Below are 15,979 nucleotides of genomic sequence, written 5' to 3'. Positions count from 1 at the left end.
TTACCCTGCTCGGGTGACCTCCGGCTCGCTGACCATCGGACCCGCCTCCCCCGCCGACCACGACCGGATCGCCGAGCTGACGGCCGGCGTGTACGTGGCGGAGGGCTTCGCCTCCCCCGAGTACGCGGTGCAGCTGGCGGACGTCGCCGGCCGGGCGGACCGCTCGACCCTGCTGGTCGCCCGGGACGACGACGGGCGGGTGCTGGGCAGCACGGCGCTGGTGCTGGCCGGCGACTTCGGCGAGGTGACCCGCTCGGACGACGAGGCGGCGTTCCGGATGCTGGTGGTCGACCCGACCGTGCAGGGTCGCGGGGTGGGCCGGGCGCTGGTCGAGGAGTGCCTGGAGCGCGCCCGGGCCGCGGGCAAGCGGCTGATGGTGCTGTCGACCGACCCGCGGATGACGACCGCGCACCGGCTGTACGAGCGGCTGGGCTTCACCCGGCTGCCCGAGCGCGACTGGTCGCCCATGCCCGGCATCGACCTGATGGTCTACGGCCTCCCCCTCTGAGAGCAGCACACCACCGAGCCAGCCCACCGGCCTCGCCCGGTGTGCGAGCAGGGGCCGATGACCGCAGGGCTGCGGTGGGTGGTCAGAACGGTGGATCGTCGGTGATGACGGGCGGTGGCGGTGCCGGACCCGGCGGTGGCTCCGGCTCGGGCCGTGGCGGTCGCATGCCGGGTGGTCGGGTCGTCCGGGTGACCCCGGACGGTGTCGTGACGGTGAGCGTCCCGTCGGCAGTCATGGCGAACCGCCAGCCGCGGGCGAAGGTCTTCAACCGGTGGTGGCTGCGGCAGAGGCAGCACAGGTTGGTGCAGTCGGTGCGACCGCCGCAGGAGTGCGCGAGAACGTGGTCGAGGTCTGCCCAGCCGACGCGTTGCCCGCAGTTGGGGAACCGGCACCGCCGGTCGCGGGTGGTGACGAACGCCCGCTGCTTCGCCGTCGGCGCGTATGCGCTGGTCTCCGGCGGCGGCCCGAGCGCCGCGCACCCACAGGCGGTGTCCGGGTGGTCGGGGCAACCGCGGCGGACCAGCCGCTCCAGCTCCGCCGCGGTGACGGTGGCCAGGAGCTCCCCGTCGGGGCCGGTGATCGCGAACGACAGGGACCCACCGTCGGGCGCGGTCAACCCCAGCGCACCCACCCGGGCGAGCAGTTCCCGCAGGTGCGCGGCGGTGACCACCAGCCCGTTCACCTCACCCGGTGCACTGCTCCGGTCCTCCAGCGAGGCCAGGTCGACGGTGACGGTCAGGTGCGCGCACACCGGGACCAGCCCACCGGTGCCCGGGCGCAGCAGCAGCGCGGCGGCGATCTCGGCGCGGATCACCCCGATCGGCCGGTCGTCCCCATCGCGTTTGGCGGTCTTCGCGAGTTCGTCGATGAAGCTGAACGCGATCGTGGCCTGGTCGCTGGGCAGGTCGATGACGATCGCGGTGTGCCCGGTCAACGCCGAGGGGTACAGGGTCACGTCCGCGGCCTGCGCGGCCTTCGCGCGCAGTTCCTCCGCCGCGGCCGGGTCGAAGGCCAGCAGCAGCGCGAGGGCCCGCGTCTTGAGCCGGGTCACCGACAGCTGCTCCGCCTGCGGCAGCAGCACGGCCTCCACCCGCCCGGCGACCTCCGGGCTGGCGACCTTCAGCACGTCGGCGAGGGCATCGGCCCGGCGTTCGTCGATCGCCCCGCGGTGCAGCAGCGCGAACGTCGCCGGCAGCTTGTCCCGCCAGGTCAATGCCCGGGTCAAGCGCACCGCCGCGGTGCCCCGGCCGAGGTTGAGGATCATCGACAGCTCGGCGGGGAAGAACTCGCTGACCTGCTCCCACGCCTCCTCCCGCGACCAGCCGGGCCGGCGGGCACCGGGGTGCTCCGGAGGCGGAGCGAGGGCGGCGGCCCGCTGAGCCGCCAGCGCCAGGATCAGGTCGGCTTCCTCCGCGGCGTCGACCGCCCGGCGCCGCTGCGTGCGCTGGATCCGCTCGGCCAGCACCTCACCCGGCGACGCCGACAGCGGCACCCCGCGCCACCGGTCGATCTCCCACGCCAGGTCGACCTCCACCCGCGACCCACCCGCAGAACCGGGGAGCGCAGCGGTCGAGGTCATGCCCGCAACCTACGAGCAGGGTCTGACAGTTCCGGCTGGTCAGACAGCCGGTGCCGCCAACCGGCATCCGCAGCCCGGTGGACAGCTCGGGCGGCGGCGGCCTAGGAGCGGTCGACCGTGGCGATGAGGTCTCCCTCCTGGAGGACCTCGCCCTCCACCACGTGCACCTCGCCGACGGTCCCCGCGTGCTCGGTGAGCACCGGGATCTCCATCTTCATCGACTCGAGGATGACCAGCGTGTCGCCGGCCGCCACCTCGCTGCCCGGCGAGACCAGCACCTTCCAGACGCTGGAGACCATCTCGGCGTGGATCTCCTCGACGGCCACCGGGTGCCTCCTGTGCTCGGGACGGGTGCCGACGAGGGGCTCGGCGGCACGATCATGAAAGCACGGCCCAGGGTGCTCAGCCTCGGTCGGGCACCAGTCCGGCGATCTGGTGGAGCACCCCGCAGACCTCGGCCCCGTCGTGGGGCACGCCCGTCTCCGGCAGCCCGGTGAGCACGTCCACGGCGGCCCGCGCGGCGGTGGCGGTGTCCGCGCCCGCCGCGCTCACCGTCGACAGCAGCGCGTCGTACCACCCGTCGAGGCGGTCGCCGCGGTCGTAGCCGCTCACCGCCACCAGCTCGGCGTCCGCCCGGCCGGCCGGCAGGTCGGGCAGCCGTCCGGTCACCCGCCCCGCCGTCCCCGGTGGGAGGGTCGAGCGCAGCTGGACGGCGACCGCCGCCCGCGGCGCGGGCAGCGCCGCCGGTGCGCGCCGGCCCAGCGCGAGCGCCACCGCGTCGACGGCGTGCGCGCGCTCGAGCACCGCGAGGTCCAGGGAGAACCCGGCGGCGACCTCGGCCAGCTCGCCGTCCGGGCTGATGCCGACGGTCACCAGCCCCCGCCAGCCGAGCTCGGGCAGCCGGCGGGCCGCCGGCGGCAGCGGCCCGAGCCCCTCCGGCGGCGTCCAGCTCACCCGCGGGGTGCCGCCGGCCCGGTCGCGCAGCACCGGCGTCACGTGGTGCAGCCCGCGGTCGTCGACCCAGGCCAGGAAGCCGCGCTCGCTGGCCGGCTCGACGCCGTCCCCGCCGAGCCGCTCCAGCACCTCGGCGTCCGGACCGACCCAGCGGAGCCCGGCGTCGGCGACCGCGGCGGCCAGCTCGACGTTGCCGGCGAGCGCCGGCGGCACGGGCAGCACCGCCCCGACGCCGCTGCGCCGGGCGGCCTCGACGATCCGGTCGGCGTGCAGGTAGGACTCGGTGGCCGGGGCCGGCCCGAGCAGCACCGAGTCGTCGGCCAGCCGGACGTGCCGGGCGTCGCGCTCGGCCTCCGAGTAGACCGCGACCGCCTTCACGCCCAGCCGCGAGCACGCCTGCACCACGGCGCAGGCCATCGGCCCGCGCCCGGCCACCAGCACGCTCTCGACGGTGCCCGAGACCACGTCGTCCCCCCGTCCTCCGGCGGCAGCCGCCGGTCGGTCCTCCGCACGCCGGCGCAACGGACCCCGCCACCGGGGGCCTGCTGCTCGGCCGTGCGATCCTTGCAGGGTCAGCTTGACCCGGATCGGGGTGCCCCGCACCCCGCCGGGTACCCGTCCGCCGCCCGGCCGCCCGCCGGGACGACCGCAGTGAGAGGAGGCACCGATGTCGAAGCGAGGCCGCAAGCGCCGCTCCCGCAAGAAGAACGGCGCCAACCACGGCAAGCGCCCCAACGCCTGAGCGACAGGTGCGGAACGGCCCCCTCCCGCAGTGCGGGAGGGGGCCGTTCTCGTGCTGGGGTGCGCCCGGTCAGTCCCCGGCGCTCTCGGAGCGGACCGTCTCGACGCTGGCCCGCTCGACCCACACCTGGGTGCCGTCCTCCTCGAAGGAGACCGTGGTCAGCTGCAGCTTGATCCGGTCGCGCAGGCCCACCGGCGTCGGGTCGCCGCCGCAGCGGCGCCGGACGAGGGCCTTGAACTCCTGCTCGATGCCGAACTGCCGCAGGCAGGACGAGCACTCGTCGAGGTGCTCGGCGATCACGGCCCGGCGGTCGTCGCCGGTCTCGTGGTCGAGGAACTCGAACACGTGCGACAGGACGTCGTCGCACGAGGCGGCGTGCTCGTGCCCGTGCCCGTGGTCGGTGTGCGCACTGCTGCCGTGAACGTCGTCGGTCACGACTGCTTCGCCTCCTCCGAGGCCCCGGCGCGGACGAAGCCGCGCTCGCGGGCGTAGTCGGCCAACAGCTTCTGGAGACCGCGGCGGCCGCGGTGCAGGCGGGACATCACCGTGCCGATGGGCGTGCCCATGATCTCGGCGATCTCCTTGTAGGCGAACCCCTCGACGTCGGCGAGGTACACCGCCAGGCGGAAGTCCTCCGGCAGCTGCTGGAGGGCTTCCTTGATGTCGGAGTCGGGCAGGTGGTCCAGCGCCTCGATCTCCGCGGAGCGCAGCCCGCTGGAGCTGTGCTCCTCGGCCGCGTACAGCTGCCAGTCCTGCACCTGCTCGGTGGGGTACTGCTGCGGCTGCCGCTGCTTCTTGCGGTAGCTGTTGATGTAGGTGTTCGTCAGGATCCGGTACAGCCAGGCCTTGAGGTTGGTCCCCTCGGCGAACTGGTGGAACGCGGAGTAGGCCTTGACGAACGTCTCCTGGACCAGGTCCTCGGCGTCCGACGGGTTGCGGGTCATCCGCAGCGCCGCCGGGTAGAGCTGGTCCAGGTAGGGCAGCGCGTCGCGCTCGAACCGGGCGTCCCGCTCGGCGCGCGTCTCGGCCTCGGCCGAGCGGCTGCCGTCGGCACGCGCCTCGGGCGTCTCGACCTGGTCGTCGGTCACGACTGCGTTCTCGACCGTGGGCTCCTCGGGCACCGACCGTCCTCTCTGCGGCGCCCGGACACGGGCCACCACGTCGGTCGATCCTAGCCGGGAGCGGTCCGGGCGGCCGGGCGGACGACGGGAGGGTGCGCCGGCGGACGCGAGTCCACGTGCCGCGCGGGCGCCCGAGACTGTGTTGCTCACGGTCGGTGCAACCGGGCGCCCCCGGCCGCGATTCCCCTGCAGGGGCGTGGCGCAGAACTCGCTGGGAGGCCGGCGCGCCCTCCCCTACGCTGCTGCGCCGTGGCGGCGACTCCCGCGGTGCGGGCCCTGGACCAGGCGAAGGCGTCCTACTCCCTGCACGAGTACGACCCGGCCGACGGCGCCGACGGGCACGGCTACGGCGGGGTCGCCGTGGCCGCGCTCGGCGCGGACCCCGCGCAGGTGTTCAAGACCCTCGTCACCCGGGTCGACGGCACGCTCACCGTCGCGGTGGTCCCGGTCAGCGGCCAGCTGGACCTCAAGGCGCTGGCCGCGGCGGCCGGCGGCCGCAAGGCCGCGATGGCCGACCCGGCCGACGCCGAGCGCACCACCGGCTACGTGCGCGGGGGCATCAGCCCGCTCGGCCAGCGCAAGGCGCTGCCCACGGTCGTCGACGACAGCGCGCTGGCCTTCCCGACGGTCATGGTCAGCGCGGGGCGCCGCGGCCTGCAGGTCGAGCTCGCCCCCGCCGACCTGGTGCGGCTCACCCGCGCCCGCACGGCGGCCATCGCGCGCTGAGGACCCTCAGCCGTAGGGGCTGAGCAGCTGGTCGACCGGCGCGAAGTCGTCGGTCAGCACCGGCGCGGACCCCACGAAGCGGTCCAGCTCCGCACCCGCGACCACCTGCCAGGCCAGCTCCCGGGCCGCGAGCGCGTCGGCCAGCCGGGCGGTGTCCAGCGGCTGCCGGGAGGCGACGGCGACGACGTTGCCGCCGTCCTCCCCGAGCACGACCGGCGCCCGGGCCAGCAGCACCACCGAGGGGAACACCCGGCGCAGCGTGGCGAGCTCGGCGCGGACGAAGTCCAGCGGCGGGTGGTCGATGAGGTTGGCCGCGTAGACGCCGCCGTCGGCCAGCGACCGGTCGACCAGCCGCAGCGCCTCGACCGTCGTCAGCTGCCACGGGACGGCGAGGCCGCCGAACGCGTCGCCCACGACGAGGTCCCGCTCCCCCGCCGGCTCCTCGGCCAGCGCGACCCGGGCGTCGCCGACCCGCACCTGCAGCTCCGGTGAGGTGCGGACGCCGAGCCGCTGCTCGTCCAGCTCGACCACGCCCGGGTCGACCTCGAGCACCCGGCTGACCGTCCCCGGCCGCTCGACCGCCAGCCAGCGCGGCAGGGTCAGCCCGCCGCCGCCCAGGTGCAGCGCGCTCAGCGGCTCCCCGGCCGGGGCGACCGCCGTGCTCACCGCGGCGATGGCCCGCACGTACTCGAACTCCAGGTGCCGCGGGTCGTCGAGGTCGACGTAGGAGTGCCGCAGGGTGTCGAGCACGAGCACCCGGCCGCCGTCCCGCTCGGGGTCGGCGGTCACCCGGGCGCAGTGGTACGACGTCTCGGCCTCGCAGGGGGTGGGAGCCGCGGCGGCCAGCAGCGGCACCGCGGCGGTGAGCGCGAGCAGCCCGGCGGTGCGGCGGTCCGCGCGCAGCGGCACCGCCCGGCGCAGCAGCACCGCCAGGGCGAGCCCGACGACGACGGTGAGCAGCCCGGTGGCCACCAGGATCACGCTGCTGGGCAGCACCGCGACCAGCACGAACCCGGTGAGGAAGGTGGCGGCGATCCCGCCGAGGGTGCCGATGCCCGACAGCCGGCCCACCACCGAGCCGGTCTCCGCGAGCGACCCCAGCTGCAGCTTGACCACCATCGGCGGCACCGCCGACAGCAGCGCCGCCGGCACCCCGACCGCCACGAACGCCAGCAGCAGCACGTTGCCCGCCGCGGCCCCGGTGAGCAGGCCGCCGGCGAACCGCACCAGCGGCAGGACGGCGACCACCAGCGCGCCGCCGGCCACCAGGACGGGGGCGAGCAGCCGCCGCGGGTCGGTGCGGTCGGCCACCGCCCCGCCGGTCCACGCACCCAGGGCGATCGCGGCCAGCGCGAACCCGATCACCGCGGTGTTGGTCTGCAGGGTGATGCCCACGTACGGGGCGATCAGCCGCAGCCCGACGACCTCCAGCACCAGCACGGTGCCCGAGGCCAGGAACGTCACGCCGCCGGCGACCCAGCCCGGCAGCGCCCGCGACCCGGGCGGGACGTCCTCGGGCACCGGCGGCTCAGAACAGGGCCGGCTGGTCGGCCGGCGCGCTGACCTGCTCCACCCGGTCCTCCAGCTGCGGCCCGTTGTTGCGCACGTTGTTCACCGCGGTGCCGACCGGCCGCAGCTCCAGCGCCTCGACCACCTCCGGCGGGGTCGGCTGCGCCAGCTCCTGCACGTCGTCGCGGGCCGGGTCGAGCCAGCCGGCCCACCGGTCGCGCGGCAGCACCAGCGGCATCCGCTGGTGGACCTCGGTGAGCGCGCCGACGGCCGGCGCGGTGATCACGGTGCAGGTGTACAGCCGGTCGTCGCCCCGCCCCCAGACCTCCCAGAGGCCGGCGAACGCCAGCCCCGAGCCGTCCCGCGGGGTGATGTAGTACGGCTGCTTGGTCGGGCCGTCCAGCCGCTTGGCCCACTCGTACCAGCCGTCGGCCGGCACCAGGCAGCGGCGGCTCGCGGCCGCCGTCCGGAACGCGGGCTTCTCGGTGAGCGACTCGACCCGGGCGTTGAGCAGCCGGTTGCCCACCGAGGGGTCCTTGGCCCACGACGGGACCAGCCCCCAGCGGACGGCCCGCAGCTCCCGGTGGGCGGCGCCGGTGAGCGCACCCTCGGCGTCGCGCTCCTTCTTCTGCCGGACGACGTACACGTCCTTGGTCGGCGCGACGTTGTAGTCCGCCGGCAGGGGCGGCTGTCCCTCGGCCGGGACCGCCTCGAACTCGACGGCGAGGTCCTCGGGGCTGCGGCTCGCGGCGTACCGACCACACATCGGCGGGCTCCTCCCGGACGGCGGGACCCGAGCCTAGGTCCGCCTTCCGCCCAGCGCTCCCCCGTGTGCACGACGGGGTCCATGCGGGGTAGGCACGGGGCGAGCACGTCCACCGCATCGACGACGACGGAGGAACCCGTGAGCACCACCCAGAGCCCTACCGCCGGGAAGACGGCCAGCGACGCCGGCGAGCGCCGGTACGCGACGGTCAACCCGTTCACCGGGGAGACCGAGCAGGAGTTCCCCTTCCTGGAGACCAGCGAGATCGACGGCGTCGTGGAGAAGGCGCACGCCGCCTTCCAGGAGTGGCGCCGCCGGCCGGTCGAGGAGCGCGCCGCGATCGTCGGCCGGATCGGCGAGCTCATGCGCGAGCGCCGCGACGAGCTCGGCGCGCTCATCACCACGGAGATGGGCAAGCGCATCCAGGAGGCCACCGGCGAGGCGATGATGGTGGCCGGCATCTACGGCTACTACGCGGAGAAGGGCCCCGGCTTCCTGGCGCCCAAGCGCATCGACGTGATGGACGGCGAGGCGTCGGTGCTCAGCGAGCCGGTCGGCGTCATCCTGGCGATCGAGCCGTGGAACTTCCCGCTGTACCAGGTGGCCCGGGTGGCCGCGCCCAACCTGGTGCTCGGCAACGCCATCCTGCTCAAGCACGCGGAGAACAACCCGCAGACGGCGCTGGCCATCGAGCGGATCTTCCACGACGCCGGCGTCCCCGAGGGCGTTTACACCAACCTGTTCCTGAAGATCTCCGACGTCGAGCAGGTGATCGCCCACCGGCACGTCCAGGGGGTCACGCTGACCGGCAGCGAGCGGGCCGGCAGCAGCGTGGCGTCGCTGGCCGGCAAGCACCTGAAGAAGTCGGTGCTCGAGCTCGGCGGCTCCGACCCGTTCATCGTGCTCGACGGCGGCAACCTGGAGCAGACGGTGCAGGCGGCGACGATCGCCCGGCTGCTCAACACCGGCCAGGCGTGCATCAACGCCAAGCGGTTCATCGTGATGGACGACGTGTACGACGACTTCGTCAGCGGCCTGTCGCAGTCGTTCCAGGCCTTCACCCCCGGCGACCCCACCGACCCGGCGACGACGCTGGGCCCGCTGTCCTCCGAGCGGGCCGCGGCCGACCTGCACGCCCAGGTGCAGGACGCGATCGACAAGGGCGCCACCGTGGTCACCGGCGGCGACCGGCCCGACCGGCCGGGCGCCTTCGTGAACCCGACGATCCTCGCCGACGTCACCCCCGAGATGCGCGCCTACCGCGAGGAGCTGTTCGGCCCCGCGGCCGTCGTCTACCGGGTGTCCAGCGAGGACGAGGCGGTGCAGCTGGCCAACGACACCGAGTACGGCCTGTCGGCCACCGTCTACGGCAGCGACGTCGACCGGGCCCGCCAGGTCGCGGAGCGGCTGGAGTCGGGCATGGTCTGGGTGAACTCCCCGTCGGGCACCTCGCCGGAGCTGCCGTTCGGCGGCGTGAAGCGGTCCGGTTACGGCCGTGAGCTGTCCGAGCTGGGCATGTTCGAGTTCGCCAACCAGCGGCTGGTGCGGGTCGTCGGCACCAAGCAGGAGGAGACCGTCGACGAGGCCGCCGGCTGAGCCGGGCGCCCGGGGCGCTGGTCGCCGGCGCCCCGGGCTGCCACCCTCTGCCGCATGAGGTTCACGACCGTCCTGGAGCTGCACGGCAAGACCGCCACCGGCCTGGTCGTGCCCCCGGACGTGGTCGAGGCGCTCGGCGGCGGCAGGCGGCCCCCGGTGGTCGTCACCCTCGGCGGGCACACCTACCGGACCACCGTCGGCGTCATGGGCGGCCGGTCCCTGCTCCCGGTGAGCGCCGAGCACCGGACGGCGGCCGGGCTGGCCGCCGGCGACGAGGTCGAGGTGGACGTGGCGCTGGACACCGCGCCGCGCGAGGTCGAGGTGCCCGCCGACCTGGCCGCCGCGCTGGACGCCGAGCCGGGCCTGCGCGCCCGCTTCGACGCCCTCGCGCCCTCCGCCCGCAAGGAGCACGCGCGGGCCGTGGAGAGCGCCAAGGCCGAGGCGACCCGCGCCCGGCGGGTGGCCGCGGTCGTCGCCGCGCTGCGCGCCGGCTGAGCACGCGGAGGGGCCGGCCCGTCGAGCGGGCCGGCCCCTCGGTGCTGCGGGTGCGGTCAGCGGCGCCGGGCCAGCTGCGGGCGGGTGGCCAGCACCAGGCCGAGGGTGGTGTAGCCGACCAGCAGGTGTACCGGGGAGATCACCCGGTCCATGCCGGGGAGCAGCCCGCTCAGCGGGATGACCACGACCGCCCAGGTCTCGGCGACCAGCGGCCACACCCGGGCCGCGCCGGTCCAGCGGCCGGCGAGCGCCATCCGCACACCGATGCCGAACATGCCCAGCATCGACAGCGGCCAGCAGATGTCGAAGGCCAGGTGCAGGGCGGTACCGCGCAGGAACGGCAGCGCCGGGTCGAGGGTGTTCAGCATCGCGCCGGCCAGCAGGGCGTGCTCGACCACCACGACCGCCCGGGCGACCCGGCCGGTGCCGAGGGCGCGGGTCCGCCGGTAGACCGTCAGCAGCGCGACGAGGCCGAGCTGGAACGCCAGCGCGGTGGCCGCCTGCACCCACAGCCCGGTGGTGTCGTCGGGGTTGATGCCGACCGCCGCGGTGCCCACGGCCCACGCCGCGGCGCCGGCGGCGAGGACCGCGCCGCCCCGCCGGACCGTGGTGCGCAGGCCGGCGGTGTCGCCCGCCGCGGGCGGGGCGGGGCGGGCGTCGCTGCGGGCGGGGGCGGGGCTGGTGCTGAGGGTCATCTCGGTTCCTCTCCGGACGTCGGCGGCCGGGGTGCCGCGCTGCAGGGGAACCGTCTCGATGCGCCGTCCCGGGCCGGCAGGGCCCGCCGTCACGACCGCCGTCCCCTCCGGGGGCCCGGGCGCCGGGCGGGGGTGTCCCGGTCGGACGGGACACCGGACCCGGGACAACGGGACACCGGACGGGCCAGGATCAGCGCGTGCTGCACCGGCCCGCGCTCGCCGCCGTGCCCCTGCGCGCGGTGGCTCCGCCGGCGGCCGCGGTCGTGCTGGGCGCGGTGGCCGTGGCGCTCGAGCTCTCCACACCCGACGGGGTCAGCGCGGCGCTCGAGCTGGGCACCGGCCCGATCGACCTGCTCACCGCGCTCGTGCTGGCCGCCGCCGGCGCGGTGGTGCTCACCGCGCAGCCCCGCTCGGTGCCGGGCTGGGTGCTGGCCGCCGGCGGGCTGGTGTGGGCGCTCGACGTCGTCGCGACCGCGTGGCTCGGCTGGGCGGTGAGCAGCTCACCCGCCCGCCCCGGCGCCTCGCTCGCCTACTGGGCGACCAACCGGGTGGGCGTGGCCACGCTGCTGCCGCTGCCCCTCCTGCTGGCCCTCTACCCCACCGGCCGGCTGCCGCGCGGGCGGTGGCGCGGGCCGGTCGCCGCGGGGCTCGCCGTCTGCTGCCTGCTGCCGGTGGTGCTCGCGGTCGTGCCGTCGCAGGTGGCGATCGACCGCGCCGGCGGCGACCTCCCGCTCACGTCCGGCCTCGACCTCGACCCCACGACGCTGCCGCTGCCGGCCGCGGTCGCCCGCCCGCTGCTGGACGCCGTCCTGCCGCTGGCGGCCCTCGGGGTGCTCGTCGCGACCCTGTCGCTGGTGGCCCGGCACCGCGCGGCGACCGGGCTGGAGCGCGACCGGCTGCGCTGGCTGCTGTGGGCCGGCGTGGTCGACGTGCTGGTGCTGGCCCTCGGCCTGGTGGTGCCCGGCGTGTCCGGCAGCGTCGGGTTGCTGGTGGCGGTGACGGTCACCTCGGCGGCCACGGTCGTCGGGCTGCTGCGCCCCCGGCTGGTCGACGTCGACGCGCTGCTCGGCGGCACCGTCGTCTACGGCGCGCTGGGTGCCGGCGTCGTGCTGCTGGACGCCCTGGTGGTGGCCGGCTCCGACGCGGTGCTGGGCAGCCGGGCGAGCGAGCGGAGCGCCTTCGTGGTGGTGCTGCTGCTGGCGACGGTCGGCTACCTCCCGGCCCGCTCGCTGCTGTGGCGGCTGGCCCGGCGGCTGCTGGTCGGGCACCGCGACGACCCGTACCGGGTCGTGTCGCAGCTCGCCGACCGGCTTGAAACCGCCGAGACGGCGGAGGAGCAGCTGCCCGCGGTGGCCGCCGCCGTCGCCACCGCCTTCGGTGTCCGCTACGTGGGCGTCGAGGTGCAGCGCACCGGCGGCGACCGGGTGCTCGGCGAGCACGGCACGCGCCCCGCCGACGTCGACGCGCTGGACGTCGCCTACCGCGGCGAGGTCGTCGGCCGGCTGCTGCTGCCCCGGCGGGGGCTGCGCGCCCGGCTGTCCCGCCGCGACGAGCGGCTGCTCGGCGACCTGGTGCGGCAGGCGGTCGTCGCGACCCGCACCGCCGAGCTCGCCGCGCAGCTGCAGGCCGGGCGCGAGGCACTGGTGCTCGCCCGCGAGGAGGAGCGCCGCCGGATCCGCCGCGACCTGCACGACGGCCTCGGGCCGGCGCTGGGCGCGGTGGCGCTGCGCATCGACACCGCCCGCAACGTGGCCGCCGGTGACCCGGTCCGCGCCGACGAGCTGCTGCGGCAGGCACGCGCCGACGCGGCGGCGGTGCTGGCCGACGTCCGCCGGCTGGTGCACGACCTGCGCCCGCCGGCGCTGGACGACGTCGGGCTGGTCGGCGCCGTGCGCCAGCAGGCCGAGCGGCTGGCCGGGCCGGAGCTGCGGATCGAGGTGGCCGGCGACGGCGTGGGCGACCTGCCCGCAGCCGTCGAGGTGGCCGCGTACCGGATCGCGGCCGAGGCGCTGCACAACGTCCGGCGGCACGCCGCGGCGTCCCGGTGCGCGGTGCTGCTCGCCCGCGAGCCCGGCGGGCTGCGGGTCGAGGTCAGCGACGACGGGGCCGGGATCGACCCCGGCCGGGTGTCCGGGGTCGGCCTGGTGTCGGTGCGCGAGCGCGCCGCCGAGCTCGGCGGCCGGTGCGAGGTGCTCTGCCCCGAGGCCGGCGGCACCCTGGTGCGTGCCTGGCTCCCCGCGCCGGTGCCCGCCCCGGCCGCCGAGGGGGCCCGGTGAGCGAGCCGCTGCGGGTGCTCGTCGTCGACGACCACCCGGTCTACCGCGAGGGGTTGGCCGCCCTGCTGGCGTCGGTGCCCGGCCTCACGGTGGCCGGCACGGCCGCCGACGGCGGCGCGGCGGTGGCCGCCGCGGCCGAGCTGGAGCTCGACGTGGTGGTCATGGACGTGCAGATGCCGGTGCTCGACGGCATCGAGGCGACCCGGCGGATCACCACCGCGGACCCGTCGCTCGGCGTCGTGGTGCTCACCATGAGCGAGGACGACGGCACGGTGTTCGCCGCGCTGCGCGCCGGTGCCCGGGGGTACCTGCTCAAGGGCGCCGACTCCGACGAGGTGGTGCGCGCGATCTCGACGGTCGCCCACGGCGGGGCGGTGTTCGGAGCAGCGCTGGCCACCCGCATCGCCGAGTTCTTCGTCGCCGGGCAGGCCCCGCCGGCAGCCTTTCCGCAGCTGACCGCGCGGGAACGCGAGGTGCTCGACCTGGTGGCCGCCGGCCGCAGCAACCAGCAGATCGCCGAGACGCTGTTCCTGTCGCCGAAGACGGTGCGCAACTGCGTGTCCAACGTGCTCAGCAAGCTGCAGGTGGCCGACCGGGCGCAGGCCATCGTGGCCGCCCGGGACGCCGGTCTGGGCCGCCGCTGAGCCGCACCGAGCACCGTCCCGCCGCGCGGCACGGCAGGATGGGCGCATGACCGACGTCTGGGCCCTGCCGCACCGGGCCGCTCCGGTGGACGCCGTCGTCGCCCTGCCCGGCTCGAAGTCGATCACCGCCCGGGCGCTGGTGCTCGCCGCGATCGCCGACGGCCCGAGCCGGCTGGTGCGCCCGCTGCGCGCCCGCGACACCGACCTGATGGCCGCCGGTCTGCGCGCGCTCGGCGTCGGCATCACCGAGGAGGGCACTGCCGGGGACGGTGCCCCCGGCGACCCCGACTGGCTGGTCACCCCGGGCCCGCTGCGCGGGCCGGCCGCGGTGGACGCCGGGCTGGCCGGCACCGTGCTCCGGTTCCTGCCGCCGGTGGCCGCGCTGGCCGACGGCCCGGTCCGGCTGGACGGCGACCCGCGGCTGCGGGAGCGCCCCAACGCCGGGCTGATCGCGGGGCTCCGCGACCTCGGGGTGCGGGTCGACGACGGCGGCCGCGGCCGGGCGCCGTTCACCGTGCACGGCGCAGGCAGGGTGCCCGGCGGCGCGGTGACCGTCGACGCCAGCGAGTCCAGCCAGGTGGTCTCCGGGCTGCTGCTGGCCGCCGCCCGCTACGACGACGGCATCGACCTCACCGTCGCCGGGTCGCTGCCGTCGGTGCCGCACGTGGAGATGACCGTGCGCACCCTCGCCGAGCACGGCGTCGCCGTCACGCCCACCGCGGCCGGCTGGCGGGTGGCCCCCGGGCCGGTGGCCGCCGTCGACCGGGTGGTCGAGCCGGACCTGTCCAACGCCGCCCCCTTCCTCGCCGCCGCGCTGGTCACCGGTGGCCGGGTCACCGTCCGCGACTGGCCCGCCGACACCACCCAGCCCGGCGCCCAGCTGGACCGGCTGCTCGCGGCGATGGGCGCGGACGTCGTCCGCACGGCCGACGGGCTGCAGGTCACCGGGGCGGGGCGGATCGCCCCGCTGGACGCCGACCTCGGCGAGGTGGGCGAGCTGACCCCGGTGCTGGCCGCGCTGTGCGCGCTGGCCGACGGGCCGTCCCGGCTCACCGGCATCGCCCACCTGCGCGGGCACGAGACCGACCGGCTGCAGGCCCTCGACGAGGTGCTCACCGCCGTCGGGGCGTCCGTCGAGCAGCTGCCCGACGGGCTGGTCGTCACGCCCGGGCCGCGGCGGCCGGCCGAGCTGGACTCCTACGCCGACCACCGGATGGTGATGGCCGCGGCGGTGCTCGGCCTGGCCGTCGACGGCGTCGCGGTGCGCGACCCGGGCACGGTGGCCAAGACGCTGCCGGACTTCGCCGACCGGTGGGCGGCGATGCTGGACCTCCCGATCGGAGCACGCCCCTGAGCCGCAAGATGGACCGCCGGTCCGACGAGGACGACGTCCGGGTCCGGCCCAGCCGCCGCGGGTCGCGGCCGCGCACCCGCACCCGGCCCACCCACGACGACGCCGTCCCCGGGCTGGTCGTCGCCGTCGACCGCGGCCGGATGACCGTGCGCACGCAGTCGCCGGACGGCGCGGCCGTCGAGGTCACCGCGATGCGGGCCCGCGAGCTCGGCAAGCACGGCGTGGTCGTCGGCGACCGGGTGCGGCTGGTCGGCGACACCAGCGGCCGGCCGGACACGCTGGCCCGGATCGTGGTCATCGAGGAGCGGACGACGTCGCTGCGGCGCACCGCCGACGACACCGACCCCACCGAGCGGGTGGTCGTGGCCAACGCCGACCTGCTGGTGGTCGTGACCTCGGTCGCCGACCCGGAGCCGGCGCTGGGCTTCCTCGACCGCTGCCTGGTCGCCGCCTACGCCGGGGGCCTGCAGCCCCTGCTGTGCCTGACCAAGACCGACCTGGCCAGCCCGCAGCCGCTGCTGGACCGGTACGCCGGCCTGGAGGTCGACGCGGTGCCGATGTCCCGGGACGCGCCGCTGGCGGACCTGCTGGCCTGGATCGGGGACCGGATGAGCGTGCTGGTCGGGCAGTCCGGCGTCGGCAAGTCCACGCTGGTCAACCGGCTGGTGCCGGACGCCTTCCGGGCCACCGGCGACGTGAGCAAGATCGGCAAGGGCCGGCACACGTCGTCCTCGGCGGTGCTGCTGGACCTGCCCGGCGGCGGGACGGTCATCGACACCCCGGGCATCCGGTCGCTGGGCCTGGCGCACGTGACCGCGCAGGACGTGCTCGCCGCGTTCGACGACCTCGCCGAGGCCGCCGTCGACTGCCCGCCCGGCTGCGGGCACTCCGCCGAGGACCCCGGGTGCGCGCTCGACGCGTGGGCGGCGGACGGCCCGCCGGCGCGGGCCGAGCGGCTGGCCAGCTTCCGCCGGCTGATCGCCGCGGTCGGCCAGCTCGGACCGGGGTACTGAG

Annotated in this window: 16 protein-coding genes; 8 read left to right on the top strand and 8 right to left on the bottom strand. The window is 76.4% G+C overall.

The window, feature by feature from the left end; translation table 11 throughout:
* The first annotated feature begins 13 nt into the window (after positions 1–13).
* Positions 14–508, top strand: a complete 495-nt coding sequence (locus AB0J00_RS04740; protein ID WP_357740891.1) for a GNAT family N-acetyltransferase — start codon at positions 14–16, stop codon at positions 506–508.
* 82 nt (positions 509–590) lie between these two features.
* On the opposite strand, the gene AB0J00_RS04735 is transcribed toward AB0J00_RS04740, so the two are convergent.
* The 5 genes from AB0J00_RS04735 to AB0J00_RS04715 form a co-directional block, all read right to left on the bottom strand.
* Positions 591–2,087 carry a DUF222 domain-containing protein gene (locus tag AB0J00_RS04735; protein WP_357740888.1) on the bottom strand — a complete coding sequence of 499 codons (1,497 nt, stop codon included), beginning with the start codon at positions 2,085–2,087 and terminating at the stop codon, positions 591–593.
* A 101-nt stretch (positions 2,088–2,188) separates the two neighbouring features.
* On the bottom strand, positions 2,189–2,413 hold the full coding sequence (locus AB0J00_RS04730) for a biotin/lipoyl-binding carrier protein (RefSeq protein ID WP_357740885.1): 225 nt from the start codon (positions 2,411–2,413) through the stop codon (positions 2,189–2,191).
* Between the two features lie 76 nt (positions 2,414–2,489).
* Positions 2,490–3,506 (bottom strand): biotin carboxylase N-terminal domain-containing protein, encoded by a 1,017-nt coding sequence (locus tag AB0J00_RS04725; protein ID WP_357740882.1) that lies wholly within the window; start codon positions 3,504–3,506, stop codon positions 2,490–2,492.
* 346 nt (positions 3,507–3,852) lie between these two features.
* Positions 3,853–4,218: a mycothiol system anti-sigma-R factor gene (gene rsrA / locus AB0J00_RS04720; RefSeq protein ID WP_357740880.1), complete on the bottom strand. Its 366-nt coding sequence runs from the start codon at positions 4,216–4,218 to the stop codon at positions 3,853–3,855.
* On the bottom strand, positions 4,215–4,904 hold the full coding sequence (locus tag AB0J00_RS04715; protein ID WP_357740877.1) for a sigma-70 family RNA polymerase sigma factor: 690 nt from the start codon (positions 4,902–4,904) through the stop codon (positions 4,215–4,217). The genes rsrA and AB0J00_RS04715 overlap by 4 nt, the downstream gene beginning before the upstream one ends.
* Before the next feature lie 249 nt (positions 4,905–5,153).
* On the opposite strand from AB0J00_RS04715, the gene ybaK reads away from it, so the two are divergent.
* Entirely contained in the window at positions 5,154–5,630 is a 477-nt protein-coding gene (gene ybaK / locus AB0J00_RS04710; protein ID WP_357740874.1) for a Cys-tRNA(Pro) deacylase, read from the top strand.
* Between the two features lie 6 nt (positions 5,631–5,636).
* Here ybaK and AB0J00_RS04705 read toward each other — a convergent pair whose 3' ends face one another.
* Both AB0J00_RS04705 and AB0J00_RS04700 read right to left on the bottom strand, forming a co-directional pair.
* A complete protein-coding gene (locus AB0J00_RS04705; RefSeq protein WP_357740871.1) occupies positions 5,637–7,151 on the bottom strand; it encodes a fused MFS/spermidine synthase in 1,515 nt (504 codons plus the stop codon).
* A gap of 7 nt (positions 7,152–7,158) precedes the next feature.
* Entirely contained in the window at positions 7,159–7,905 is a 747-nt protein-coding gene (locus AB0J00_RS04700) for an SOS response-associated peptidase (RefSeq protein ID WP_357740869.1), read from the bottom strand.
* Positions 7,906–8,043: 138 nt separating this feature from the next.
* Here AB0J00_RS04700 and AB0J00_RS04695 point away from each other — a divergent pair, with 138 nt between their 5' ends.
* Together AB0J00_RS04695 and AB0J00_RS04690 are read left to right on the top strand one after the other, a co-directional pair.
* Entirely contained in the window at positions 8,044–9,501 is a 1,458-nt protein-coding gene (locus tag AB0J00_RS04695) for an NAD-dependent succinate-semialdehyde dehydrogenase (RefSeq protein WP_357740866.1), read from the top strand.
* 54 nt (positions 9,502–9,555) lie between these two features.
* On the top strand, positions 9,556–9,996 hold the full coding sequence (locus AB0J00_RS04690; protein WP_357740863.1) for a YdeI/OmpD-associated family protein: 441 nt from the start codon (positions 9,556–9,558) through the stop codon (positions 9,994–9,996).
* Between the two features lie 56 nt (positions 9,997–10,052).
* On the opposite strand, the gene AB0J00_RS04685 is transcribed toward AB0J00_RS04690, so the two are convergent.
* Complete coding sequence (locus tag AB0J00_RS04685) at positions 10,053–10,691, bottom strand: hypothetical protein (RefSeq protein ID WP_357740860.1); 639 nt, start codon at positions 10,689–10,691, stop codon at positions 10,053–10,055.
* 197 nt (positions 10,692–10,888) lie between these two features.
* Between AB0J00_RS04685 and AB0J00_RS04680 the strand changes: the two genes are divergently transcribed.
* Genes AB0J00_RS04680 through rsgA form a run of 4 tightly spaced genes read left to right on the top strand, consistent with a single transcriptional unit; the run spans position 10,889 to position 15,978 of the window.
* Positions 10,889–12,967: a histidine kinase gene (locus tag AB0J00_RS04680; RefSeq protein WP_357740857.1), complete on the top strand. Its 2,079-nt coding sequence runs from the start codon at positions 10,889–10,891 to the stop codon at positions 12,965–12,967.
* Complete coding sequence (locus tag AB0J00_RS04675) at positions 12,964–13,611, top strand: response regulator transcription factor (protein WP_357740855.1); 648 nt, start codon at positions 12,964–12,966, stop codon at positions 13,609–13,611. The genes AB0J00_RS04680 and AB0J00_RS04675 overlap by 4 nt, the downstream gene beginning before the upstream one ends.
* A 46-nt stretch (positions 13,612–13,657) precedes the next feature.
* Entirely contained in the window at positions 13,658–14,965 is a 1,308-nt protein-coding gene (gene aroA, locus AB0J00_RS04670) for a 3-phosphoshikimate 1-carboxyvinyltransferase (RefSeq protein WP_357740852.1), read from the top strand.
* An 8-nt stretch (positions 14,966–14,973) separates the two neighbouring features.
* Positions 14,974–15,978 (top strand): ribosome small subunit-dependent GTPase A, encoded by a 1,005-nt coding sequence (rsgA, locus tag AB0J00_RS04665; RefSeq protein ID WP_357740849.1) that lies wholly within the window; start codon positions 14,974–14,976, stop codon positions 15,976–15,978.
* Position 15,979: the final 1 nt, after the last annotated feature.

The organism is Modestobacter sp. NPDC049651 (assembly GCF_040659695.1).
In the GTDB taxonomy this organism is placed as follows: Bacteria; Actinomycetota; Actinomycetes; order Mycobacteriales; family Geodermatophilaceae; genus Modestobacter.
This window is presented reverse-complemented; position numbering and strand designations above follow the sequence as displayed.

What these genes read in the sequence shown, in the direction of transcription:
- AB0J00_RS04735 (WP_357740888.1), bottom strand. Translation starts at nt 2,087, where the DNA reads ATGACCTCGACCGCTGCGCTCCCCGGTTCTGCGGGTGGGTCGCGGGTG.
- AB0J00_RS04700 (WP_357740869.1), bottom strand. Translation starts at nt 7,905, where the DNA reads ATGTGTGGTCGGTACGCCGCGAGCCGCAGCCCCGAGGACCTCGCCGTC.
- AB0J00_RS04690 (WP_357740863.1), top strand. Translation starts at nt 9,556, where the DNA reads ATGAGGTTCACGACCGTCCTGGAGCTGCACGGCAAGACCGCCACCGGC.
- AB0J00_RS04685 (WP_357740860.1), bottom strand. Translation starts at nt 10,691, where the DNA reads ATGACCCTCAGCACCAGCCCCGCCCCCGCCCGCAGCGACGCCCGCCCC.
- aroA (WP_357740852.1), top strand. Translation starts at nt 13,658, where the DNA reads ATGACCGACGTCTGGGCCCTGCCGCACCGGGCCGCTCCGGTGGACGCC.
- rsgA (WP_357740849.1), top strand. Translation starts at nt 14,974, where the DNA reads ATGGACCGCCGGTCCGACGAGGACGACGTCCGGGTCCGGCCCAGCCGC.